The 24,076-nt window shown below is 30.9% G+C and carries 21 protein-coding genes and 1 pseudogene; 17 read left to right on the top strand and 5 right to left on the bottom strand.

The annotated features are described in order from the left end of the window. Positions 1-68: 68 nt before the first annotated feature. The 7 genes from pycC (at position 69) to JQN76_RS03170 (ending at position 9,024) form a co-directional block, all read left to right on the top strand. Positions 69-1,340 (top strand): Pycsar phage resistance system cytidylate cyclase PycC, encoded by a 1,272-nt coding sequence (gene pycC / locus JQN76_RS03200; RefSeq protein ID WP_000368660.1) that lies wholly within the window; start codon positions 69-71, stop codon positions 1,338-1,340. A gap of 5 nt (positions 1,341-1,345) precedes the next feature. Beyond that, complete coding sequence (locus JQN76_RS03195) at positions 1,346-1,822, top strand: Pycsar system effector family protein (RefSeq protein WP_001836567.1); 477 nt, start codon at positions 1,346-1,348, stop codon at positions 1,820-1,822. 38 nt (positions 1,823-1,860) lie between these two features. Beyond that, positions 1,861-3,375, top strand: coding sequence for a class I SAM-dependent DNA methyltransferase (locus JQN76_RS03190; protein ID WP_000190898.1), 1,515 nt, complete (start codon positions 1,861-1,863; stop codon positions 3,373-3,375). Next, the gene (locus JQN76_RS03185; protein ID WP_000394003.1) at positions 3,365-4,597 is read left to right on the top strand and encodes a restriction endonuclease subunit S; all 1,233 of its coding nucleotides are present in this window, start codon (positions 3,365-3,367) and stop codon (positions 4,595-4,597) included. Before JQN76_RS03190 ends, JQN76_RS03185 begins: the two co-directional genes overlap by 11 nt. Next, a complete protein-coding gene (locus tag JQN76_RS03180; RefSeq protein WP_001836570.1) occupies positions 4,581-7,709 on the top strand; it encodes a type I restriction endonuclease subunit R in 3,129 nt (1,042 codons plus the stop codon). Before JQN76_RS03185 ends, JQN76_RS03180 begins: the two co-directional genes overlap by 17 nt. Before the next feature lie 111 nt (positions 7,710-7,820). Next, positions 7,821-8,528 (top strand): hypothetical protein, encoded by a 708-nt coding sequence (locus JQN76_RS03175; protein ID WP_000667076.1) that lies wholly within the window; start codon positions 7,821-7,823, stop codon positions 8,526-8,528. Beyond that, positions 8,521-9,024 carry a hypothetical protein gene (locus JQN76_RS03170; protein ID WP_000575288.1) on the top strand — a complete coding sequence of 168 codons (504 nt, stop codon included), beginning with the start codon at positions 8,521-8,523 and terminating at the stop codon, positions 9,022-9,024. Before JQN76_RS03175 ends, JQN76_RS03170 begins: the two co-directional genes overlap by 8 nt. A 90-nt stretch (positions 9,025-9,114) precedes the next feature. On the opposite strand, the pseudogene JQN76_RS03165 reads toward JQN76_RS03170, so the two are convergent. The 4 genes and pseudogenes from JQN76_RS03165 to cstR all read right to left on the bottom strand — a co-directional run. Continuing rightward, positions 9,115-9,573: pseudogene (locus JQN76_RS03165) on the bottom strand (tRNA-dihydrouridine synthase); the annotation flags it as partial. Positions 9,574-9,582: 9 nt separating this feature from the next. Beyond that, the gene (locus tag JQN76_RS03160; RefSeq protein ID WP_001791873.1) at positions 9,583-9,684 is read right to left on the bottom strand and encodes a hypothetical protein; all 102 of its coding nucleotides are present in this window, start codon (positions 9,682-9,684) and stop codon (positions 9,583-9,585) included. A 97-nt stretch (positions 9,685-9,781) separates the two neighbouring features. Next, entirely contained in the window at positions 9,782-10,537 is a 756-nt protein-coding gene (locus JQN76_RS03155) for a sulfite exporter TauE/SafE family protein (RefSeq protein WP_000355841.1), read from the bottom strand. Continuing rightward, positions 10,537-10,797, bottom strand: coding sequence for a persulfide-sensing transcriptional repressor CstR (gene cstR / locus JQN76_RS03150; protein ID WP_001105089.1), 261 nt, complete (start codon positions 10,795-10,797; stop codon positions 10,537-10,539). The genes JQN76_RS03155 and cstR overlap by 1 nt, the downstream gene beginning before the upstream one ends. Positions 10,798-10,933: 136 nt before the next feature. On the opposite strand from cstR, the gene cstA reads away from it, so the two are divergent. From cstA to sqr, 3 genes are read left to right on the top strand one after another with little or no spacing between them, the layout of a single operon-like run. Continuing rightward, positions 10,934-12,001 carry a persulfide response sulfurtransferase CstA gene (gene cstA, locus JQN76_RS03145; protein WP_001836572.1) on the top strand — a complete coding sequence of 356 codons (1,068 nt, stop codon included), beginning with the start codon at positions 10,934-10,936 and terminating at the stop codon, positions 11,999-12,001. A 30-nt stretch (positions 12,002-12,031) separates the two neighbouring features. Further along, entirely contained in the window at positions 12,032-13,366 is a 1,335-nt protein-coding gene (gene cstB, locus JQN76_RS03140; protein WP_000465473.1) for a persulfide dioxygenase-sulfurtransferase CstB, read from the top strand. 18 nt (positions 13,367-13,384) lie between these two features. Beyond that, complete coding sequence (gene sqr / locus JQN76_RS03135; RefSeq protein ID WP_001033011.1) at positions 13,385-14,578, top strand: type II sulfide:quinone oxidoreductase Sqr; 1,194 nt, start codon at positions 13,385-13,387, stop codon at positions 14,576-14,578. A gap of 665 nt (positions 14,579-15,243) precedes the next feature. On the opposite strand, the gene JQN76_RS03125 is transcribed toward sqr, so the two are convergent. Then, the gene (locus tag JQN76_RS03125) at positions 15,244-16,230 is read right to left on the bottom strand and encodes a tRNA dihydrouridine synthase (protein WP_000662023.1); all 987 of its coding nucleotides are present in this window, start codon (positions 16,228-16,230) and stop codon (positions 15,244-15,246) included. A gap of 308 nt (positions 16,231-16,538) precedes the next feature. Between JQN76_RS03125 and JQN76_RS03120 the strand changes: the two genes are divergently transcribed. The 7 genes from JQN76_RS03120 (at position 16,539) to JQN76_RS03090 (ending at position 24,038) form a co-directional block, all read left to right on the top strand. After that, the gene (locus JQN76_RS03120; protein ID WP_000389759.1) at positions 16,539-16,742 is read left to right on the top strand and encodes a DUF6007 family protein; all 204 of its coding nucleotides are present in this window, start codon (positions 16,539-16,541) and stop codon (positions 16,740-16,742) included. A 48-nt stretch (positions 16,743-16,790) separates the two neighbouring features. Beyond that, the gene (locus tag JQN76_RS03115; RefSeq protein ID WP_000201644.1) at positions 16,791-17,087 is read left to right on the top strand and encodes a TfoX/Sxy family protein; all 297 of its coding nucleotides are present in this window, start codon (positions 16,791-16,793) and stop codon (positions 17,085-17,087) included. A 207-nt stretch (positions 17,088-17,294) separates the two neighbouring features. After that, positions 17,295-17,897, top strand: a complete 603-nt coding sequence (locus JQN76_RS03110; RefSeq protein WP_000908956.1) for a hypothetical protein — start codon at positions 17,295-17,297, stop codon at positions 17,895-17,897. Positions 17,898-18,163: 266 nt separating this feature from the next. Then, positions 18,164-21,316 carry a DEAD/DEAH box helicase gene (locus JQN76_RS03105; protein ID WP_001836569.1) on the top strand — a complete coding sequence of 1,051 codons (3,153 nt, stop codon included), beginning with the start codon at positions 18,164-18,166 and terminating at the stop codon, positions 21,314-21,316. A gap of 56 nt (positions 21,317-21,372) precedes the next feature. Beyond that, the gene (locus tag JQN76_RS03100) at positions 21,373-21,855 is read left to right on the top strand and encodes a hypothetical protein (protein ID WP_000410567.1); all 483 of its coding nucleotides are present in this window, start codon (positions 21,373-21,375) and stop codon (positions 21,853-21,855) included. Between the two features lie 205 nt (positions 21,856-22,060). Next, the gene (locus JQN76_RS03095; protein ID WP_000710555.1) at positions 22,061-23,047 is read left to right on the top strand and encodes a phosphatidylinositol-specific phospholipase C; all 987 of its coding nucleotides are present in this window, start codon (positions 22,061-22,063) and stop codon (positions 23,045-23,047) included. Positions 23,048-23,267: 220 nt separating this feature from the next. Beyond that, complete coding sequence (locus JQN76_RS03090) at positions 23,268-24,038, top strand: tandem-type lipoprotein (protein WP_000977774.1); 771 nt, start codon at positions 23,268-23,270, stop codon at positions 24,036-24,038. Positions 24,039-24,076 lie beyond the last annotated feature (38 nt).

The following is a 24,076-nucleotide window of genomic DNA, read 5'->3' as shown; positions in this document are numbered from 1 at the left end:
CCGATACGCAGAGGCGTATCATAAGTAGAAGGGGGATTAGCCAATTTAATAAATAAAGGGGTGACAGAATGGACAATCACATAAAAATTTTTGACAATTTATTTCAAAGTAATATTTCAAAATTCCAAAATCTTTCTAGTAAATCATACATTATTAGAAATGATACTGAAAAGAATAGTTATCTTCCTATGGTTCAAGAGATAAGAGAGTTGTTTGGAAAAGAAGGAGAAATTTTTTCTAAAAGTATAGGAACACATCCTGACTTTTTTGAAATAGAAAACACTAATGAATACCAGTACATTTGTTCCCTTTTTGTAGATATATCTGGGTCTACAAAACTAGCTTTGAAATATAGTTTGGATAAAGTTAAACTTTATAAAAATGCGATAATTTCTAGTGCTATAGAAATATTTCGTGCATTTGACGGTCATATTCATAGAATACAAGGAGATGCGGTGCTTGTTTATTTTGGACATAAAGAACTGGAAAAAAGTGATGCAATAATTAATGCAATCAACGCTGCGTCATTAATGCAGTATTTTAACGCCACAACATTAAAAAAATTTTTTGAAAGTGAAAATTTAGAGCCGTTAAAAATTAGAATAGGAATTGATTTTGGTGATGATTCTAGTGTATTGTGGTCAAAATATGGAATTGATGGAATTAATGAAATAACTTCTACCAGTATACATACTGACTTAGCATCAAAATTACAAAACAAAGCCCCTTCAAATAAGATTATGATAGGAGAAAATATAAATAAATATCTTGATATTCCTACAAAGTTTAGAAGTATAAAAACTGAGAAGAACAATGGTGTTGATGTTGAGAAAAGATATATTTTAAATACAAATAATTTGGGAAGATATTCTATGGAAGTGTTTGAATGGGAAAAATACTTGAATAGTTTTTCAATGTTGCCTCCTTTTTCTACAGAAAATGAACAATTTTACTCACCTAGAGATTTGAAAATAAGATGTTGGATTATTGATGAAAAAAATCAGGATAAATATGAATATATTGAAAGAGGTAGTGCTTTAAAAAAAGAAATGAATTTGTTATTTAAATTAGAAATTTATAATCAATGTCTAGAATTTAAAAATATTAAATGGAGAGTGGTAAACTACGGAGAGGAGGCAAAAAAGGACAAGGAATTAGAATTTGAAATGAATCAGTATGAAGGGTATCAGTATTGTAATCAAAAGACAGCTTATACAGGATTACATTTTATGGAATGTTATTTGTACGACATCAATGATAAAATAATTTGTCATGATAGTTTTGGTCTTTTTATAAATGATAATAATAGAGAAGTGAGAAAATTAGGAATAGAGGATTGAGTAATGTGAAAAAAGATGAGTTCATAAAGTTACATCAAAGCTATCTAAATGAATATATTAAATTTGCTGATGCCAAGGCATTAGCTATCATAAGTATTAATGGCTTTATTTTAAATTTTAACTTTTCAAAACGTAATATTAAATTTCATAATACCGAAGACATTTTCAATTTTACAGCTTTTATATTATTGATAATTACAATTATACTAGCAGCATTTGCAGTATATCCAAGAACAAATAATAGAAGCGAAAAAGGAATTATTTTTTGGGATAATATAAATAGTATGGGAGAAAAAGAATTTATAGAGAAAGTGAAATTTGAAAAAGAGGAAGAATTACTTGAAAAAACGATACAACAAAATTATTTTTTAGCAAAAACTGCATCTATGAAATATTCAATCATTAGAAATGTTTTTATAATTTCAGCATTAGGCTATCTCTGTTTATTATTTTCAAGTATCTTTCAGATTATATGCTCTTGAATTTTCAGTTTTAACATGAAAAGGAGAAAAATAAAAATATGGCAACAATTGGATTTGAAGAAAAATTATGGCAAGCTGCGGATAAATTACGAGGGAGTATGGATGCAGCAGAATATAAAAATGTAGCATTAGGTATTATATTTTTAAAATATGTTTCTGATTCTTTTGAGGAAAAATATGAAGAATTATTGAATGATGAATATGCAGATGAAGAAGATAAAGATGAATATTTAGCAGAGAATATTTTCTGGGTTCCTAAAGAATCAAGATGGCAATACATAAATGATAATTCTAAGAAGCCAGAAATTGGTCAAATTATCGATAAAGCTATGATAGCAATTGAAAGAGAAAATGAGTCTTTAAAAGGAGTACTACCTAAAGATTATGCACGACCAGCTTTAGATAAGGAGAAATTAGGAGATATTATTGACTTGTTTACTTTCAAAGTCGGAGACTCTGAAAGTAAGAAACAAGATGTCTTGGGGCGTGTTTATGAATACTTCATCGCAAAATTCGCAAGCGCTGAGGGTAAGAATGCTGGGGAATTCTATACACCAGCATCAATCGTAAAATTGCTTGTTGAAATGATTGAACCATATCAAGGTAGAATTTATGACCCCTGCTGTGGTTCCGGCGGTATGTTTGTACAAAGTGAACGTTTTGTAGAACGTCACCAAGGACGCTTAGATAATATTGCGGTATACGGTCAAGAATCAAATCCAACCACTTGGAAATTAGCAAAAATGAATTTGGCTATTCGAGGTATAGATAATGATTTAGGTGATCATCATGCAGACACGTTTCATAATGATTTACATAAAGATTTGAAAGCTGATTTTATATTGGCTAATCCACCATTCAATGCAAGTGATTGGGGACGAGAAAAATTACTAGATGATTACCGCTGGAAATTTGGTATTCCACCTAAAGGCAATGCCAACTATGCATGGATTGAACATATGATTTCTAAACTTGCCCCAAGTGGTACAGCAGGATTTGTATTAGCGAATGGTTCAATGTCTACAAGTGGTAAAGATGAATTAGAAATACGTAAAAACTTAATTGAACAAGACTTAGTTGAATGTATAGTTACATTACCAGGGCAACTATTCTATTCAACTCAAATTCCAGTATGTTTGTGGTTCGTGACAAAAAATAAAGCTAAAAACGGCAAGAATGAACGACGTGGAGAAGTACTATTTATAGATGCTAGAAATATAGGAAGCATGGTATCAAGAACATTAAAAGAATTCTCAGATGATGAAATAAAAGATATAGCAAATGTTTATCACTCATGGCGTGGAACAAACAATAACCAATATGAAGATAAAGCAGGTTTCTGTAAAGTAGCAAAGACAGAAGAAATAAAAAACAATGAATATATCTTAACGCCGGGACGTTATGTAGGATTAGCAGAAGTAGAAGAAGACTCAGAACCATTTGAACAGAAAATGGAAAGAATCACAGCAGATTTAAGTGAACAATTTGCGAAATCAAAAGAACTCGAGGACCAAATCCGTAAGTCATTGGAGGGATTAGGTTATGGAGTTTGAAACATTTAATTTAACTGATTTATATACTATTAGTTCAGGTTTATCAAAAAATAGAAAATATTTTGGTACTGGTACACCTTTTTTAACATTTAAAGATGTATTCGATAATTTAATATTACCTAATGAGTTTTCTGGGCAAGTTATAACTGAAGAAAAAGAAAGAGAAAAGTATTCAGTTAAAAAAGGAGACCTTTTTTTAACAAGAACTAGTGAGAAACAAAATGAGTTAGGTATAAGTGCAGTAGCTTTAAAAGACTATAAAAATGCGACTTTTAATGGATTTACCAAAAGATTAAGACCAAACAAATATTGTGAGAATAAATTGTTACCAGTATTTGCTGCATTTTATTTTAGAAGTAATAATTTTAGAAATCAAGTAAATTCTATGTCTATCATGTCTACAAGAGCAAGTTTAAATAACGAAATGATTTCAAAACTTAAAATTACTATACCTAGTCTTCAAAATCAGATGAAAATTAGTCATATACTATTAGCACTTTTAAAAAAAGAAAAAATCAATCAAAAAATCATAGCAAATCTTGAAGAACTTTCTCAAACACTATTCAAACGTTGGTTTGTTGATTTTGAATTTCCTGATGAAAATGGAAATCCATACAAATCAAGCGGTGGAGAGATGGTTGATAGTGAATTGGGTGAAATACCTAGGAGTTGGAAAGTTGATGAATTAGGAAATTATATAAAAATAAAAAGTGGTAAAAGACCTAAAAATAAAGTTGATAAAGAAGATATAGAAAATGTGGTGCCAATAATTGGTGCTAGTAAAATAGTGGGTTATACGAATGATTATTTATATAATGAAAAAATTATTATAATTGGTAGGGTAGGAACTCATGGTGTAATCCAAAGGTTTTCTACAAGAACATGGCCATCAGATAATACTTTTGTAATAACAAGTGATTTTGAAAGCATTATATATCAAGTACTTAAAAGTATAGACTATATATCATTGAATAGAGGTTCTACACAACCTCTATTATCTCAAAAAGATATTAAGAATACTAAAGTAGTAATGCCCACCAATGCAACTTTGCTTTCAAAATATCAAAAGAAAAACAATCATATTTTAAAAATGATGGATCAAAAAATCATAGAAAACAAGAAATTAACACAACTCCGTGACACATTACTACCAAAATTAATGTCAGGTGAAATTGAGATACCTGATGACATCGAGGTGAATGAAGATGAGCTTTCAATTTAGTGAAGATGATTTAGAACAGGTTGCACTGAAGTGGTTTGAGGGTCTTGGCTATTCTGTTAAGAATGGTCGAGATAGTAGTGACAATGGGATTATGAATGAACGGGAGAGCGACAAAGATGTTGTGTTTGATGATCGTTTGGAAGCAGCTTTGAGACGTATTAATCCTGAACTAAATAATAGTGCAATTGAACAGGCTATGCGTGAAATTTCTATTGAGAAGTCTCCTAGTTTATTAGAGAATAATCGTTCTTTCCATGAAATGATTACTAATGGTATTGAGGTTGAACACTATAATGATGATGGTGAGACGATTAATGATTTGGTCTATGTGTTTGACTTTGATAACCCAGGAAATAATGATTTCTTAGCGGTTAATCAATTAACTGTTGTAAATGGAGATTATAAAAAAAGACCTGATATTGTGTTATTCATAAATGGATTACCAGTAGTGGTAATTGAACTGAAAAATTCTACAAATGAATCTGTTGGTATTGAAGACGGGTATCATCAGATAGAAACTTATAAAATGAGAACTCCACAATTATTTAATCATAATGCAGTATTAGTTACGAGTGATGGTATAAATACAAAAGCTGGTTCTTTAACTGCTGAGTATGATCGTTTTATGACTTGGCGTACTAAAGATGGAAAAACTGAAGATTCATCAACATTTCGTAGTTTAGATATATTGATTCACGGTATGTTAAATAAAGAGGTACTATTAGATTTAATTCGTCATTTTGTTTTGTTCCAAGATGATGGTAAAGGAAATATAGTTAAAATATTAGCTGCATATCATCAATATTATGCGGTTAATAAAGCTGTTGATCGTGCTATGGAAGCAACATCTGAACATGGTGATGGTAAGGGCGGCGTTATTTGGCACACACAAGGTTCTGGTAAGAGTTTGACAATGGTCTTCTTCTCAGGAAAGTTAATTCAAAAATTAAATAATCCAACATTAGTGGTCGTAACAGACCGTAATGACTTAGACAATCAATTATATGGTACTTTTGTTAAGTCCAAAGGACGCTCAGGTAAAGGGTTACTAAGACAAACACCTAAACAAGCAGAATCACGAAAAGAATTGAAAGAACTATTATCTGTAGAATCAGGTGGTATTGTATTTACAACTATGCAGAAATTCGAACCTGAAGAAGGTCAAGTGACAATGGATGCTTTAACAGAACGTAAAAATGTAGTAGTTATGGCAGACGAAGCACACCGCACACAATATGGTTTTAAAGCAACTTACAATGAAAAAGGTGAAGGTATAAAATATGGTTATGCAAAATATTTAAGAGACGCTTTACCTAACGCTTCGTTCGTTGGTTTTACTGGAACACCTGTATCTTCGACAGATAAGAATACGCAAATGGTATTTGGTAATTATATTGATGTATATGATATGACACAATCTGTAGAAGACGGTAGTACGGTTAAAATATACTATGAAAGTCGTATTATTCCATTAAATTTACCAACTGATTTAGATATTGATGATGCATATGATGTCATTACTTCTGGCCAAGAAGAAGATACTAAATCTCGATTGAAATCTAAATGGTCACGTATAGAAGCTCTATCTGGTGCAGAAAAACGAGTACATGCTTTAGCGACTGATATTATTAATCACTTTGAAACAAGACAGAAGGCAATGAAGGGTAAAGGTATGATTGTCACAATGAGTCGTCGTATTGCAGTTGATTTATATGATGAAATTATAAGACTTAAACCCGAATGGCATTCAGATGATGATAACAAAGGTGTTATCAAAGTCGTTATGACAGGTTCATCTAGTGATCCGCAAAACTTCCAAAAACATATAGGTCCTAAAAAGCGAAGAAATCTTCTAGAGAATCGTATGAAAGATGTTAATGATGAACTGCAACTCGTAATTGTGCGAGACATGTGGTTAACAGGATTTGATGTACCTTCAATGCATACAATGTACATAGATAAACCGATGAAAGGTCACAATTTAATGCAAGCTATTGCACGTGTTAATAGAGTATTTGAAGATAAACCGGGCGGCTTAATTGTTGATTATGTAGGTATTGCTGAAAGTCTGAAGGAAGCACTAAAAGAGTATACGGACTCTGATAGAGAACAAACAGGTATAGATACAGAAAAAGCGCTAGAACTAATGTTAATGAAATACGATATCATTCAAGATATGCTATATAACCATGACTATTCTGACTTTGAGTCAGAAGACCAATTAAATCGCTATAATGCTATCTCAAATACGATGGATTATATTATTGGATTAGGTGAGAAAGAAAGAGAGCGATTTGTGACAACAGTTACAGAGCTTTCTAAGGCATTTGCATTATGTGCAACAGAGGAAGCTGCTCAAGAACTGAATAGTGAAATTGCGTTTTTAAAAGCAGTAAAATCAGGGCTTGTTAAATTATTAGCTCCACCTAGTGAAGGAAGCAAGCGTAAAAAGACACCTGCTGAAATAGAAGCAGAAATAAATCAATTGATTTCAAAGTCAGTTGTAACTGAAGAAGTTGTAGATATTTATCAAACACTCGGAATTGAAAATCCAGATATCTCAATATTGTCAGATGATTTCTTAAAAGATGTAGAAGGACTACAGCAAAAAAATGTTGCAGTTGAATTGTTGAACAAATTACTCAAAGGACAAGTTAAGTCATTAATGAAAACTAATACTACTGTATCTAAAAGGTTTTCTGAGATGCTAAGTAAATCAATACAAAAATATAATAACCGTTCTATTGAAGCATCAAAAGTCATAGAAGAATTAATTCAAATGGCGAAAGAAATAAATCAAGAAAAAGAAAGAGGAAAAGAATTAGGTTTAAGTACTGAAGAAATTGCATTTTATGATGCATTAGCTTCACATGAAATAGCAAAAGAAGCGATGGATGATAAAGAATTAAGGGCTATTGCACATGAATTAACAAAAACTGTTAAGAATAATATGAGCGTAGACTGGTCAAAACGTGAGAGCGCAAAGGCTAAAATGAGAGTCCAAGTAAGACGACTATTAAAGAAATATGGTTATCCACCAGACTTACAAAAAATGGCAGTAGAACAAGTAGTGGAACAAGCAGAATTAATGGCAAGTCAACAATATAAATAAATACTGTTTATATTGTTGACCTGTTAGATACTTTTTTAAATTAAACATTTAAGACAGAGTATATAAAAAAGTGTCAATATACCGGTAGACTAAAGAGAAAAGGAGATTGATATGAAATTCGACTTAATTATAAGTAATATTATGATAGGGATATTAGTTATTTGTTCTGCATTTGCCTTAATGTTTGTCTTTTATATTCAAAGAAAGTTAACGCCGGAACAATACTTTTCTTTTTCAGAATTCTTTTTAATAGGAAGAGGTTTAAATATCAAGAAAATTTTGAATAGAATGATATTGATTGTTAGTTTCAACTGTATTTTGTTTTTAATACTTAAGAATTTTTTTAAAATTGAATTAGTATGTAGTATGTGTATACTAAGTACATTGTTGGGTTCGATTTTAATTATTTATCCGGCGTTTAAAATTAGGCATGATTTACCTAACAATGAGATGAAAAGTTTGTTGAACTATATGTATGTATCTTTTGTTTTTTTAGCACTTATTATTTCTACTCTTACTGTATTTACTTTAGTAGTATTATTTGATGATATTAGTATAGTAACACTTTGGCAAGAGCATAAAAGTGGAATAATTTTATATCTTCTATTAGTGATACCTAGTCTATTTTTTAATCCTACAAATTATGAAAAGAAAATGGAATATGCCATTGAAAAACATCATGAGAGTGAAAAAGAGATAAAGGAAACGCTAATAAAAAATAATAATGAAACAATTATACCAGACGAGTCGCAAAGTTCTTCACCATTCAAAATTAAAAAAGTTTTTAGATTGTTGAATAGGATTATGAAAGATGATTGAATATTATTTGAAGAAAATTATACATTTATATGAAAATAATAAATGCGAAATTTTACATTTAAAAGTTAATTTTAAGGATAACTTCGATATGTTAAGTTATATTTATTGTATTGAGAACATGCATAGAGGTTCAAATATTATAAAGATAGCGGAGTATATATTAGTAAAGTATTTTCAAAAATATTGTATAAATAAAGACTTTTCTATAGGTCCATTTCAAGTAAAAAAGAGTTTTTGCGTGTCTAATAATTTATATTTAGAGTCATTAGATAAATTATTGGGATTGCACAGTAGTGCACACTTAATTAATGAATTTATTGAAAATAAAAAATATTATTTGAATAATGATGAAATTTTATCCTTATATCATTCAGGGAAGGTGATGGATACTAGCTTTTCAACTTTAATGTATACAAGATTATTTAAACATTTTTCTAGTTATTTAAGAAAACACGAATTAAAAACAACTGATGATAACAAGTTTACTAATTATTAAATTTAAATCACCCTAGTTCATACCTAAAAGACTTTCACACAAACAAACAAAGGAGGAAACTTAAATTCCTCCTTTCCCTTATTACTCATACTATAATTCAATTTTAACGTCTTCGTCCATTTGGGCTTCAAATTCATCTAGTAGTGCCCGTACTTCTGCAATTGATTGTGTGTTCATCAATTGATGGCGAAGTTCGCTAGCGCCTCTTATGCCACGCACATAGATTTTAAAGAATCTACGCAAACTCTTGAATTGTCGTATTTCATCTTTCTCATATTTGTTAAACAATGATAGATGCAATCTCAACAAATCTAATAGTTCTTTGCTTGTGTGTTCGCGTGGTTCTTTTTCAAAAGTGAATGGATTGTGGAAAATGCCTCTACCAATCATGATGCCATCAATACCATATTTTTCTGCAAGTTCAAGTCCTGTTTTTCTATCGGGAATATCATCGTTAATTGTTAACAATGTGTTTGGTGCAATTTCGTCACGTAAATTTTTAATAGCTTCGATTAATTCCCAATGTGCATCTACTTTACTCATGCGTTTGATAAAAACTTAAATAATATTAATTCGGTCATCAGTGGCGTTAAATCTTTTATCATTTTTAGTTATAGTTGATAAATTTATATTTATAAGCATATATGGATATTTCATCAAAAATTTTTATTTATATAAATCCGAACTGCATACATATTTGTTTAAATAAGAGGTATTATTTTTCGGGAAATTGCTGTCTGAGTTAAAAGGATTAGTTTTATAAAATGAGTTGAACTATAGCAAAAACGATTAAAATACTGATAATCCATTTTTGTATTATGTTAGGGACTTTTTTACTTAATTTTAACCCTATTGGAGCAAATATAATACTCCCTATTATAAGGAATAAGGCGTCATATAAAGGGATATAACCTTGAATAAGTTTGATGACAAAAGCACCAATTGAAGATATAAAAGCAATTACTATACTATTAGCGACTACAGTATTCATTGGTAATTTGAATAAAACTAATAATATAGGAATAATAATGAAGGCACCACCTGCACCTACTATACCTGAAATGATACCAATGAAAAGGCCAATGATAACTAATAAATATTTATTAAATGAAGACTTTTCGGAACTAGGTTTCACTTTAATAAACATTAATGTTAATGCAAGTAAAGCAATAATGATATATACCGTATTTACAAATATAGCATCAAATAAATTTGCTAGAAATGCACCTAACATACTCCCTATAATCATGCCGCCACCCATATAAAGAACTAATTGTGGCGAGAACTCTGTTTTTTTTCGAGCTTTTAATGAGCCACTTAATGTACTGAAAAAGACTTGGCTAGAAGTAAGACCTGATGCGATATATGCGCTATATGCAGGGGCTCCGAATAATGGTGGTAATAATAAAATAGCTGGATAAATAATGATAGCACCACCTACGCCTACTAGACCAGATATGAACCCGCCGAATACCCCAATGAGTAACATGATAACTATATTAACAATATCCATTACTTACTTTTCACCAATAAGTTTACAGCTTCATTAATTAACTCTTGGGAGCTTTCTTCATCATCCGCAGCTGCTTTTACACATTCTATTAAATTCTCACTAATAATGATACTCATCAAGCGTTGGAGTGAACTCTTTGATGCACTTATTTGTGTAATGACATCTTTACAGTCTTTTCCTTCCTCCATCATTTTAATAATTCCATTTAGTTGCCCTTGTATTCTATTAATACGATTAATCATTTTTTTATCATAATTCATAGTCATACCTCCACTTTTAATTGAATAAAAATATATTAATAGATAAACACAAATGTGTCAAATACCCCTAGAGGTATTTGACAAGTTCCATCCAACTGTTTAAAATACCCCTACAGGTATTTTTAGGGAGGTTATTATGAAACAATATGGAGAAAAGTTTATCGATGAATTTAGTAAAGCAGAATTGGAAAAACTAGCCAAGCAAGGGCAATTAATTGATGTTAGAACAGAAGAGGAGTATGCATTAGGACATATCAATGGTTCCATACTTCATCCTGTTGATGAGATTGAGTCATTCAATAAAGAAAAAAATAAAACCTATTATGTAATCTGTAGAAGTGGTAACAGAAGTGCTAATGCTAGTAAATATTTAGCTAAACAAGGTTATAACGTTATAAATCTTGATGGTGGTTATAAAGCTTATGAAGAAGAAAACGATAGTTATGATACACAAGAAGAATATAAAAGTATAGAAATTAAAGCAGATCGTAAACAATTTAACTATCGTGGTCTTCAATGTCCAGGGCCAATTGTAAAAATTAGTCAAGAAATGAAGAATATTGAAGTAGGTGACCAAATTGAAGTCAAAGTCACAGACCCTGGATTCCCTAGTGATATTAAAAGTTGGGTGAAACAAACAAGGCATACTTTAGTTAAGCTTGATGAAAATGACAATGGAATTAATGCGATTATTCAAAAAGAAAAAGCAAAAGATTTAGATATAAATTATTCTGCTAAAGGTACTACAATTGTATTATTTAGTGGAGAATTAGACAAAGCTGTAGCAGCATTGATTATTGCAAATGGCGCTAGAGCTGCTGGAAAAGATGTAACTATCTTCTTTACTTTTTGGGGGCTTAATGCATTAAAAAAAGTGCAAACAGTTAATGTTAAAAAGCAAGGTATTGCAAAAATGTTTGATTTAATGTTGCCCAAAAAGAATATACGAATGCCTCTTTCCAAAATGAATATGTTTGGTTTAGGAAATATGATGATGCGCTACGTAATGAAAAAGAAAAATGTTGATTCATTATCAACACTTATCAATCAAGCTATTGAGCAAAATATCAAATTAATCGCTTGTACGATGAGTATGGATGTCATGGGTATTCAGAAAGAAGAACTTAGAGATGAAGTTGAGTACGGTGGTGTAGGCACTTATATTGGTGCTACTGAAAATGCGAATCATAATTTATTTGTCTAATTAAATCTATTAATAAAAGGAGTTGTTATCATGTTTTTTAAACAGTTTTACGATAATCATTTATCTCAAGCATCATATTTAGTGGGTTGTCAACGTACAGGAGAGGCAATAATAATAGACCCTGTTCGTGATTTATCGAAATATATAGAAGTTGCAGATTCTGAAGGTTTAACAATTACACAAGCTACAGAAACACATATTCATGCTGATTTTGCTTCAGGAATTCGTGATGTGGCTAAACGCTTAAATGCAAATATATATGTGTCTGGCGAAGGTGAAGATGCATTAGGGTATAAAAATATGCCATCAAAAACACAATTTGTTAAACATGGAGATATCATTCAAGTAGGCAATGTTAAATTAGAAGTTCTGCATACTCCAGGACACACGCCTGAAAGTATTAGCTTTTTACTCACTGATTTAGGTGGTGGTTCAAGTGTTCCGATGGGATTATTTAGTGGTGACTTTATTTTTGTTGGTGATATAGGTAGACCTGATTTATTAGAAAAATCTGTTCAAATAAAGGGTTCTACAGAAATTAGCGCGAAACAAATGTATGAGTCCGTTCAAAATATTAAAAATTTACCAGACTATGTTCAAATCTGGCCGGGTCATGGTGCTGGAAGCCCTTGTGGTAAAGCATTAGGTGCCATACCTATATCTACAATAGGTTATGAGAAAATTAATAACTGGGCATTTAATGAAATTGATGAGACTAAATTTATTGAATCATTAACATCAAATCAACCAGCACCACCGCATCATTTTGCACAAATGAAACAAGTTAATCAGTTTGGTATGAATTTATATCAATCATATGATGTTTATCCTAGTTTAGATAATAAGAGAGTAGCATTTGATCTTCGTAGCAAAGAGGCCTTTCACGGTGGCCACACAAAAGGAACAATCAATATACCATACAACAAAAACTTTATTAATCAAATTGGTTGGTACTTAGATTTTGAAAAAGATATAGATTTAATTGGAGATAAATCTACTGTTGAGAAAGCGAAACACACTTTACAATTAATTGGGTTTGATAAGGTAGCAGGCTATCGTTTGCCAAAATCAGGCATTTCAACCCAGTCCGTTCATAGCGCTGATATGACAGGTAAAGAAGAACATGTATTAGACGTACGTAATGATGAAGAGTGGAATAATGGACACTTATATCAAGCTGTTAATATTCCACATGGTAAATTATTAAATGAAAATATTCCTTTTAATAAAGAGGATAAAATATATGTACATTGTCAGTCAGGTGTTAGAAGTTCAATTGCAGTGGGTATATTGGAAAGCAAAGGTTTTGAAAATGTGGTGAATATTAGAGAAGGCTATCAAGATTTTCCAGAATCATTAAAATAATTTAAGGATGTGGAAAAAATGAATAAGCATTATCAAATTGTTATTATTGGTGGCGGTACAGCAGGTGTTACCGTAGCATCAAGACTATTAAGAAAAAATCAAAACTTAAAAGAGAAAATAGCAATTATAGACCCAGCAGACCATCATTACTATCAACCATTATGGACGTTGGTTGGTGCAGGGGTATCTAGTTTGAAAAGTTCTCGTAAAGATATGGAAAGTGTTATACCTGAAGGTGCTCACTGGATAAAACAGGCTGTTTCAAGTTTTCAACCTGAAAATAATAGCGTTATTTTAGGAGATAATACAGTCGTTTATTATGATTTTTTAGTAGTAGCTCCAGGATTACAGATTAATTGGTCTTCAATTAAAGGACTAAAAGAAAATATAGGTAAAAATGGTGTTTGCTCTAACTATTCACCTGACTATGTTAACGAAACTTGGAACCAAATTTCTAATTTTAAACAAGGAAATGCCATTTTTACGCATCCAAACACCCCTATAAAGTGTGGAGGTGCGCCTATGAAAATTATGTATTTAGCTGAAGATTATTTTAGGAAACATAAAATCCGTTCTAACGCTAATGTGATATATGCAACGCCAAAAGATGCTTTATTTGACGTAGGAAAATATAATAAAGAATTAGAGAGGATTGTTGAAGAAAGAAATATAACAGTCAATTATAATTATAACCTTGTTGAAATCGACGGTGACAAAAAAGTGGCTACATTCGAACATATCAAAACATACGATAGAAAAACAATAAGTTATGATATGTTACATGTAACACCACCTATGGGTCCCTTAGATGTAGTAAAAGAAAGTACACTTTCAGATAGTGAGGGATGGGTAGATGTTAACCCAACCACATTACAGCATAAAAGCTACTCTAATGTATTTGCACTTGGTGATGCTTCAAATGTACCTACTTCAAAAACAGGCGCAGCTATTCGTAAGCAAGCACCTATCGTCGCTAATAATTTATTGCAAGTGATGAATAATCAAATGTTAACGCATCATTATGATGGTTATACTTCATGTCCTATTGTTACTGGATATAATAGGTTAATACTTGCAGAGTTTGATTATAATAAAAATACTAAAGAAACAATGCCGTTTAATCAGGCCAAAGAACGTAGAAGTATGTATATATTTAAGAAAGATTTATTACCTAAAATGTATTGGTACGGCATGCTAAAAGGATTAATATAATAAAGTACAGAAAACAATAAATTTTTAATGAAAAATCTTTTACTATAAAATATTAAGTATTTAAATGACGTGTCAGTGTTGTGTTTATATGTCGTGAATTTTTAGCTCTAAATAGTAAAAGATTGAAAAAGTTGTTACTGTTTTAAATGATCACGATGAAGTCATTCAATAAGAATGATTATGAAAATAGAAACAGCAGTAAGATGTTTTCTAATTGAAAATCATCTCACTGCTGTTTTTTTAAAGGTTTATACCTCATCCTCTAAATTATTTAATAATAATTAATGGTATTTGAGCAAGTTTAGCGACTTTATGACTGACATTACCAATATCCATTTCTTGCCAGATATTCAAACCACGTGTACTCAAAATGATAGCTTGGTATGTACCTCCAATAGTAATTTCAACAACTTTGTCTGTTGAACACTAAGAGCAATTTTAATTTCATAATGTGTTGTAAGCAATTTTTTAATTGGAGTTTTTTTCTGAGTTAAACGATATCCTGATGTATTTTTAATTTTGCACCATTTCCAAAAGGATGAGTGATATAAGTAAAAAGGCATCATCGGGAGTTATCCTATCAGGAAAACCAGATAATACCTAAGTAGAAAGTGTTCAATCCGTGTTAAATTGGGAAATATCATCCTCAACCTTTATTACTCATACTATAATTCTATTTTAATGTCTTCGTCCATTTGGGCTTCAAATTCATCTAGTAGTGCTCGTGCTTCTGCAATTGATTGTGTGTTCATCAATTGATGGCGAAGTTCGCTAGCGCCTCTTATGCCACGCACATAGATTTTAAAGAATCTACGCAAGCTCTTGAATTGTCGTATTTCATCTTTCTCATATTTGTTAAACAATGATAGATGCAATCTCAACAGATCTAATAGTTCTTTGCTTGTGTGTTCACGTGGTTCTTTTTCAAAAGCGAATGGATTATGGAAAATGCCTCTACCAATCATGACGCCATCAATGCTATATTTTTCTGCAAGTTCAAGTCCTGTTTTTCTATCGGGAATATCACCGTTAATTGTTAACAATGTGTTTGGTGCAATTTCATCACGTAAATTTTTAATAGCTTCGATTAATTCCCAATGTGCATCTACTTTACTCATTTCTTTACGTGTACGAAGATGAATAGATAAATTGGCAATATCTTGTTCGAAGACGTGCTTCAACCAATCTTTCCATTCATCGATTTCATAGTAGCCAAGGCGTGTTTTAACACTTACCGGAAGCCCACCTGCTTTAGTTGCTTGAATAATTTCCGCAGCGACATCCGGTCTTAAGATTAAACCGGAACCCTTACCCTTTTTAGCAACATTTGCTACAGGACATCCCATATTTAAGTCAATGCCTTTAAAGCCCATTTTAGCTAGTTGAATACTCGTTTCACGGAACTGTTCTGGCTTATCTCCCCATATATGAGCGACCATCGGGTGTTCATCTTCGCTAAAAGTTAAGCGTCCGCGCACACTATGTATGCCTTCAGGGTGGCAAAAGCTTTCAGTATTTGTAAATTCAGTGAAAAACACATCCGGTCTAGCTGCTTCACTTACAACGTGTCGAAAGACGATATCTGTAACGTCTTCCATTGGCGCCAAAATAAAAAATGGACGTGGTAATTCACTCCAAAAATTTTCTTTCATAATATATTTATACCCTCTTTATAATTAGTATCTCGATTTTTTATGCATGATGATATTACCACAAAAGCCTAACTTATACAAAAGGAATTTCAATAGTTGCAACCATTTGAAAGGGAAGTCTAAGAGTAGTCTAAAATAAATGTTGTGGTAAGTTGATCAATACAAAGATCAAGGATTATAGTATTAAATTGTTCATTATTAATGATACACTACTTATGAATATGATTCAGAATTTTCTTTGGCTACTTTTACAGTAAAGCGATTTTTTAGTTATCTTATAACAAAGACAAATTTATAAAGGTGATATTATGGAAGATTTAAAGGAATCTTTAAAAAGTTTAGGTTGGTGGGATTTATTTTTTGCGATACCTATGTTTCTGCTATTCGCATACCTTCCAAACTATAATTTTATAACGATATTTCTTAACATTGTTATCATTATTTTCTTTTCCATAGGTTTGATTTTAACTACGCATATAATTATAGATAAAATTAAGAGCAACACGAAATGATTCATTAATACGAATGTGATTAAACATAAAACTGAAGGAGCGATTACAATGGCGACTAAGAAAGATGTACATGATTTATTTTTAAATCATGTGAATTCAAATGCCGTTAAAACTAGAAAGATGATGGGAGAATATATTATTTATTATGATAGTGTGGTTATAGGTGGTTTGTATGATAATAGATTATTGGTTAAGGCGACTAAAAGTGTACGTCATCAATTGCAAGATAATACATTAGTTTCGCCATATCCAGGTGCCAAAGAAATGATATTAATTCCAGACATTACCGAAGCAATAAATCTCACTAATTTATTTGAGCTCATAAAAAATGATTTGAAAAACTAATCATAAATTGCCATACTCAACTATTTTGAAAAGTATCAATTTCATATTATCAAATTATTGAGTATCTCGATTTATTGTTATACACAAACAGTATTTTTGCTATGATAGAGTTAATAAATATAATAAATTGAATAAGTAACTTTACAAAACTAGAATGATTCAATTCAATCACAATTATTTGAAAATAGAGGTGAGCAGGTGAACGATATGTTAATTAGTCTCGTAATCCCTGTTTTTGCTTTGTTAGTTATTGGTGGTATTATTTGGGTGATTATAGAAGGTATAGTACATATTTCAAAAAAGAATAAAGCAATCGATAACTTTTTAAACCAAGTTAATAAAGTAAGTGAGACATATAAATTCGCTACTGCTTTTTTATTTCTAATCTTGGCTACGGCTGGTATTTCTCAATTTTATCTATATTATATAGTATCAGCGTTTCTTTTTTGGCTTGTCATACTTACCTTTGGTATTGCAGGTATCATTTTTTTAATGCCATATGGATTATGTTTCCTACCACTTTATAAGCAAAAAAAGAAAAAACAGACATTTAAAAAATACATGGTTTACACTACGATTGGTTTGTCAATTTGTCTAGGCTTATCTCTAGTTTTGGTTCACACTACGAAAATTTATATGGACGAAGGTGGCGTAAGATACTATTACGGTAGTTTTGTAATGAAACAAGCGGGCGGTTATGCTTATTTAGCTTTAGCGGTACTTTCAACGTTGTTAATTGTTGCGAAAAAAGCTACAAATAAAAATAAAGAAATCGAAACCGTCGACAATACAAATATAACGGAAAGATAATTAAGGGAGTGCTCATTCAGGAGTGCTCTTTTTTGATGTCCAAATTTAGTTGCAAATGAAGGCATAGAAGAAATTTTTATAGTCATTTATTGGATAATAAATTATGGTCATATCGATTAATTTTATTAGTGAGGATTTTACAAACATTTGTTGAATAAATATGGTAATGATAATATATGAATATTTTTGAAAAAACACTAATATGATTAAATTATTTGTTAAAATAGCATTAAGTAAAAAACAAATAGGGAACAAGGTGGGATTTCATGAGTCAATTGCTAAATGATACGTTATCGGCTTGGTTGTTAATTGAATCTTTAAGTCCAGGAGAAGTAAATTTTACAGCGGAAGATATACTCTCAGCTGAACATTTTAAAAATGGTGCAAAGCAAGCACAACTTCAAAGTTTTGATGAATATTTTGAAATATGGAATTCTGAACGCTTTATTATATCAGAAGAAAAATCAGAGACTGGGGAACTTATATTTAAATTTTATAGACATTGCTTCCGCTATAATGAAATTAATTTGAAAATTCAGGATATTTTTGATGATTATTCTGATATTCATAATCCAAATGGGACACACTGTTATGGTTACACATTTAACACAGATAAACACGGCAAAGTGATAGTTGATTCTATACATATTCCGATGATTATGAGTGCATTAAAAGAAATTGAAAAGAACAAAAATGCCAATATAGAAGAAAAATTTAATGATTCTGTTGAAAAATTTTTTCAAAAAGTAAAAGAAATTTTAGCAGATGAACCAATTAATGAATTTAAATTGAAGAAGATGGACAAAGCTTATGATGAGTACTTTTCTGTATTAAATTCAAAGAAAGATGGATTATTTGGACATTATGTAGCAATAGAATATGTGAAAGATAGTGATTTACCACAGCCGGAATTTAACAGTTTCTTCATAAGTGATATTGAGAAAGCAAGAAAATCTCCCAACCAAACTTTAATTGATTACATTGAAGGTGTAGAAGAAAGTCAGCGCATAGAAGTAGATGAAAATAAAGAAATGTTTGACAAATTTTTACATCCTTCACGTTTGCCTGATGGACGATGGCCATCACAGACTGAGTTTAGATTGTCTTTAATGCAACAACTTGCTGTAAACCAAATTACGAGTGGTAATGAAAGAATAAGTTCAGTTAATGGGCCACCAGGGACAGGTAAGACTACTTTATTAAAAGATATATTTGCTCATCTAGTAGTTGAAAGAGGTAAAGAGTTAGCTAAACTAAATAATCCTAAAGATGCATTTGTCAAAACAAAAATTCATGAAACGGATGATAAATACGTATACTTACTAAAGGAATCTATTGCCAAATATAAGATGGTAGTCGCATCTAGTAATAATGGAGCTGTTGAAAATATATCTAAAGATTTACCGAAAATTGAAGAAATTATAAGAAATCCCGAAAAATGTAAATTCCCTAAATATGAACAGAATTATGCAAATTTAGCACATGAATTAAAAGATTTTGCTGAAATAGCTGAAGATTTGATTGGTGAAAGTGCCTGGGGCTTATTTTCTGGAGTTTTTGGTAAAAGTACTAATATTAACCAAGTATTGAGTCATATGTTAAAACAAGATGCGAATGATATTGGCTTTGCTAAATTACTACAAAATGAGAATAATCGTATGAGTTATAACGAGTTAATGAGTGAATGGCAATCACATCAACGTGCATTTTTAGAAGAGTTGAGGCATGTTGAAATGTTAAAAGAAGAATCTATTAGAGCATATGATGTTTATAAAAATTGTGAGTCTTTCTCTAAGATTGAACAGGTTATTAATAGTGAAAAAACAAGTATTGAAGAACAGGTATATCATTTAGATAATGAAACGTTACGAGACAATAAAGAAATAGAAGATTTGGATAATCGAATTAATTATATTGTTAAGCAAATAGAAACTTTAAATGAGTTAATTAAATCCATCAAAGAAAGCAACAAAGGTTTTATTAGCAAACTGAAAGCGATGTTTAATTCAGAAGAAGATGAAAGCTATAAAGATCATAATAAAGAGAAGCAACAATTATTAACACAACAGTTAGAGTTAGAGAAATGTAAAAAAAACAAACATGAAGACCTTGTTAGCAAACTAAAAGAAAAAGAGAAATTAATTAAACAATTAACTAAAGTACAGTTGCAATTAGACGAGTTAAATTCACAGTTACAAGAGTTAGAAGCATATCGTATTGAGTCAAAAATTACAATTCCAGAAAAAGATTTTTGGAGTGACAACAATTATGATGAGCGCCAAGTTACTAATCTGTGGACGAGTGACGAACTTCAATACAGACGTGCCATGCTCTTTTTAAGAGCAATGATATTGCATAAATTATTATTGATTGCTAATAATACAACTATTTATTATGCGATTAATGATTTTAAAGATAGAAGGAAATTAATTGATGCAAATCCAGATAAAGTACACAACGCATGGAATGTGATGCATTTAATATTTCCAGTAGTTAGTACGACGTTTGCAAGCTTTAAATCTATGTATGGGGGCATACCAAAAGATTTCATAGACTACTTATTTATTGATGAAGCAGGACAAGCAATACCTCAAGCAGCTGTGGGAGCATTATATCGTTCAAAAAAAGTTGTAGCTGTAGGTGATCCGATTCAAATAGAACCGGTTGTGACTTTAGAAAGTCATTTAATTGATAACATTCGTAAAAATTATCATGTTCCGGAATATCTAGTTTCTAAAGAAGCTTCTGTGCAGTCTGTTGCAGACAACGCCAATCAATATGGTTTTTGGAAATCTGATGCTACTGATAGTAATCAAAAAACCTGGATAGGCATACCTTTATGGGTGCACAGACGATGTTTAAAACCTATGTTCACGATAGCTAACCAAATCGCTTATAATAATAAAATGGTGTTGCCAAGTAATATTACAAAAGTAGGTAAAACAGGTTGGTATGACGTTAAAGGAAACGCAGTTCAAAAACAATTTGTGAAAGAGCATGGTGAAAAAGTAGTGGGATTATTAGCTGATGATTGGATTGAAGCAATTAAGGAAGGTAAAAATGAACCGAGCTCATTTGTAATATCACCTTTTTCAGCAGTACAGCAACAGATTAAACGTATGTTAAAGCAACAACTACCGACTAGAATTGATATTGAACGTACAAAAATTAATCAATGGGTCGATAAATCCATTGGTACTGTTCATACTTTTCAAGGTAAAGAGGCTCAGAAGGTGTATTTTGTAATAGGTACTGATAATACCCAAGATGGTGCTGTGAACTGGTCATGCGAAAAACCAAACTTGTTAAACGTTGCAGTGACAAGAGCTAAGAAAGAGTTTTATGTAATTGGCGACATGCAAAGAATACAGATGAAACCATTTTATGAGACGATTTTTAAAGAAAGAAATGTAAAATAACATACAAAAAAGTATATAGAGGAAGTTATACATTTTAAAAGGAGCAAAATTGAATAATGGAGAAATTTAACAACTGGATATTAAATGCAATAAGTGGATCTCAAACAGACAAGAATGAAACAACTGAAGAATTAAAAGGGGCAAAATTTATCATTTTATATGCATATTCAATGCTCGTTTTGCTTGCGTTAGTAATTTCTAACATATTCATTCACATTTTGGAGCCTAAACTATCAATCACCACTCAAATCATCATCGTTTTGATTTTAATTGAAGCACTAATTGGACTGCGTTTCTTGAAAGCGTACGATGTTAAGCGTGGCAAAGATAAAGAAAATAAGAAAAATAGTAAGGATTTCGTTAAACTAAAATCAATTTTAGTAGCAATTTTATTTACATCATTGGCGCTGACAGCAGGTACTGTAGCTGATATATACGGTTTCACTGACTTAGGAAATACTAGAAGTGATTTAATCGTTTGGAGCATAGGTGGTATTATATTTGGCCTCGTATGTTACACAATGGAAGATAAAAAATAACGATAAGGAGCTGGCGATTATAAAGCTAGCTCCTTTTTTAACTTATATATGTAAAGCACTATCCTAAGGGTCTTTAATCATATGTCAATAATTCCTATAATTAATACTCTTAAATATTGTTTAAATAAGTTTTAAAATTTTACACATATTTTTATTTAAAAAAGATGCATAATTAATGTATTAAATATAGAAAGAAGTTGATATTATGAAAAAGTGTATTAAGACTTTGTTTTTAAGTATCATTTTAGTAGTGATGGGTGGTTGGTATCATTCAGCACATGCGTCAGATTCGTTGAGTAAAAGTCCAGAAAATTGGATGAGTAAACTTGATGAAAGCAAACATTTAACTGAGATTAATATGCCAGGCTCACATGATAGTGGCTCATTCACTTTAACTGATCCGGTAAAATCGGTTTGGGCAAAGACTCAAGGCAAAGATTACCTTACTCAAATGAAGTCGGGAGTCAGGTTTTTTGATATTAGAGGTAGAGCAAGTGCTGATAATATGATTTCAGTTCATCACGGCATGGTTTATTTGCATCATGAACTAGGAAAATTTTTAGATGATGCTAAATATTACTTGAGTGCTTATCCAAACGAAACAATTGTGATGTCTATGAAAAAGGACTACGATAGCGATTCTAAAGTTACGAAGACATTTGAAGAGATTTTTAGAGAATATTATTATAATAACCCGCAATATCAGAATCTTTTTTACACAGGAAGTAATGCGAATCCTACTTTAAAAGAAACGAAAGGTAAAATTGTCCTATTCAATAGAATGGGGGGTACATACATAAAGAGTGGTTATGGTGCTGACACGTCAGGTATTCAATGGGCAGACAATGCGACATTTGAAACGAAAATTAATAATGGTAGCTTAAATTTAAAAGTACAAGATGAGTATAAAGATTACTATGATAAAAAAGTTGAAGCTGTTAAAAATTTATTGGCTAAAGCTAAAACGGATAGTAACAAAGACAATGTATATGTGAATTTCTTGAGTGTAGCGTCTGGAGGTAGCGCATTTAATAGTACTTATAACTATGCATCACATATAAATCCTGAAATTGCAAAAACGATTAAAGAAAACGGGAAAGCTAGAACTGGTTGGCTGATTGTTGACTATGCAGGATATCCGTGGCCTGGATATGATGATATCGTAAGTGAAATTATAGATAGTAATAAATAAGGATTCAATAATGATATTAAGACGAGTATGAAAATAGTTAGATTCTAATTATTTTCACTACTCGTTTTTATTTTGAAAATAAGTAATAATTCAACAATATTATAAATTGAACAGATTGTTTGTGAAATTTTTGATAATATTAAAGTGAAAAAGTGTTATAAATTGATAAATATATGTAATTAACAAAAACAAATCATTTTAAAAAGAAGAGAGTTGTAAGATGATGAAACGATTAAACAAATTAGTGTTAGGCATTATTTTTCTGTTTTTAGTCATTAGTATCACTGCTGGTTGTGGCATAGGTAAAGAAGCGGAAGTTAAGAAAAGCTTTGAAAAAACATTGAGTATGTACCCTATTAAAAATCTAGAGGATTTATACGATAAGGAAGGCTATCGTGATGATCAGTTTGATAAAAATGATAAAGGTACATGGATTATAAATTCTGAAATGGTTATTCAACCTAATAATGAAGATATGGTAGCTAAAGGCATGGTTCTATATATGAATAGAAATACCAAAACAACAAATGGTTACTACTATGTCGATGTGACTAAGGACGAGGATGAAGGAAAACCGCACGACAATGAAAAAAGATATCCGGTTAAAATGGTCGATAATAAAATCATTCCAACAAAAGAAATTAAAGATGAAAAAATAAAAAAAGAAATCGAAAACTTTAAGTTCTTTGTTCAATATGGCGACTTTAAAAATTTGAAAAATTATAAAGACGGAGATATTTCATATAATCCAGAGGTGCCGAGTTATTCGGCTAAATATCAATTAACTAATGATGATTATAATGTAAAACAATTACGCAAAAGATATGATATACCGACGAGTAAAGCTCCAAAGTTATTGTTAAAAGGTTCAGGGAATTTAAAAGGTTCATCAGTTGGATATAAAGATATTGAATTTACGTTTGTAGAGAAAAAAGAAGAAAATATATACTTTAGTGATAGCTTAGATTATAAAAAAAGCGGAGATGTATAATCATGGCTCAATCAGAATATGAAATCAATCCCGGAAAA

The sequence above is a fragment of the Staphylococcus sp. SM3655 genome (assembly GCF_016917315.1).
Classification (GTDB): domain Bacteria; phylum Bacillota; class Bacilli; order Staphylococcales; family Staphylococcaceae; genus Staphylococcus; species Staphylococcus aureus.
This window is presented reverse-complemented; position numbering and strand designations above follow the sequence as displayed.

Coding starts and splice junctions, on each gene's coding strand:
- pycC (WP_000368660.1), top strand. CDS start 69: ATGGACAATCACATAAAAATTTTTGACAATTTATTTCAAAGTAATATT.
- JQN76_RS03190 (WP_000190898.1), top strand. CDS start 1,861: ATGGCAACAATTGGATTTGAAGAAAAATTATGGCAAGCTGCGGATAAA.
- JQN76_RS03185 (WP_000394003.1), top strand. CDS start 3,365: ATGGAGTTTGAAACATTTAATTTAACTGATTTATATACTATTAGTTCA.
- JQN76_RS03180 (WP_001836570.1), top strand. CDS start 4,581: ATGAGCTTTCAATTTAGTGAAGATGATTTAGAACAGGTTGCACTGAAG.
- JQN76_RS03175 (WP_000667076.1), top strand. CDS start 7,821: ATGAAATTCGACTTAATTATAAGTAATATTATGATAGGGATATTAGTT.
- JQN76_RS03170 (WP_000575288.1), top strand. CDS start 8,521: ATGATTGAATATTATTTGAAGAAAATTATACATTTATATGAAAATAAT.
- JQN76_RS03155 (WP_000355841.1), bottom strand. CDS start 10,537: ATGGATATTGTTAATATAGTTATCATGTTACTCATTGGGGTATTCGGC.
- cstR (WP_001105089.1), bottom strand. CDS start 10,797: ATGAATTATGATAAAAAAATGATTAATCGTATTAATAGAATACAAGGG.
- cstA (WP_001836572.1), top strand. CDS start 10,934: ATGAAACAATATGGAGAAAAGTTTATCGATGAATTTAGTAAAGCAGAA.
- cstB (WP_000465473.1), top strand. CDS start 12,032: ATGTTTTTTAAACAGTTTTACGATAATCATTTATCTCAAGCATCATAT.
- sqr (WP_001033011.1), top strand. CDS start 13,385: ATGAATAAGCATTATCAAATTGTTATTATTGGTGGCGGTACAGCAGGT.
- JQN76_RS03125 (WP_000662023.1), bottom strand. CDS start 16,230: ATGAAAGAAAATTTTTGGAGTGAATTACCACGTCCATTTTTTATTTTG.
- JQN76_RS03120 (WP_000389759.1), top strand. CDS start 16,539: ATGGAAGATTTAAAGGAATCTTTAAAAAGTTTAGGTTGGTGGGATTTA.
- JQN76_RS03115 (WP_000201644.1), top strand. CDS start 16,791: ATGGCGACTAAGAAAGATGTACATGATTTATTTTTAAATCATGTGAAT.
- JQN76_RS03110 (WP_000908956.1), top strand. CDS start 17,295: ATGTTAATTAGTCTCGTAATCCCTGTTTTTGCTTTGTTAGTTATTGGT.
- JQN76_RS03105 (WP_001836569.1), top strand. CDS start 18,164: ATGAGTCAATTGCTAAATGATACGTTATCGGCTTGGTTGTTAATTGAA.
- JQN76_RS03100 (WP_000410567.1), top strand. CDS start 21,373: ATGGAGAAATTTAACAACTGGATATTAAATGCAATAAGTGGATCTCAA.
- JQN76_RS03095 (WP_000710555.1), top strand. CDS start 22,061: ATGAAAAAGTGTATTAAGACTTTGTTTTTAAGTATCATTTTAGTAGTG.
- JQN76_RS03090 (WP_000977774.1), top strand. CDS start 23,268: ATGATGAAACGATTAAACAAATTAGTGTTAGGCATTATTTTTCTGTTT.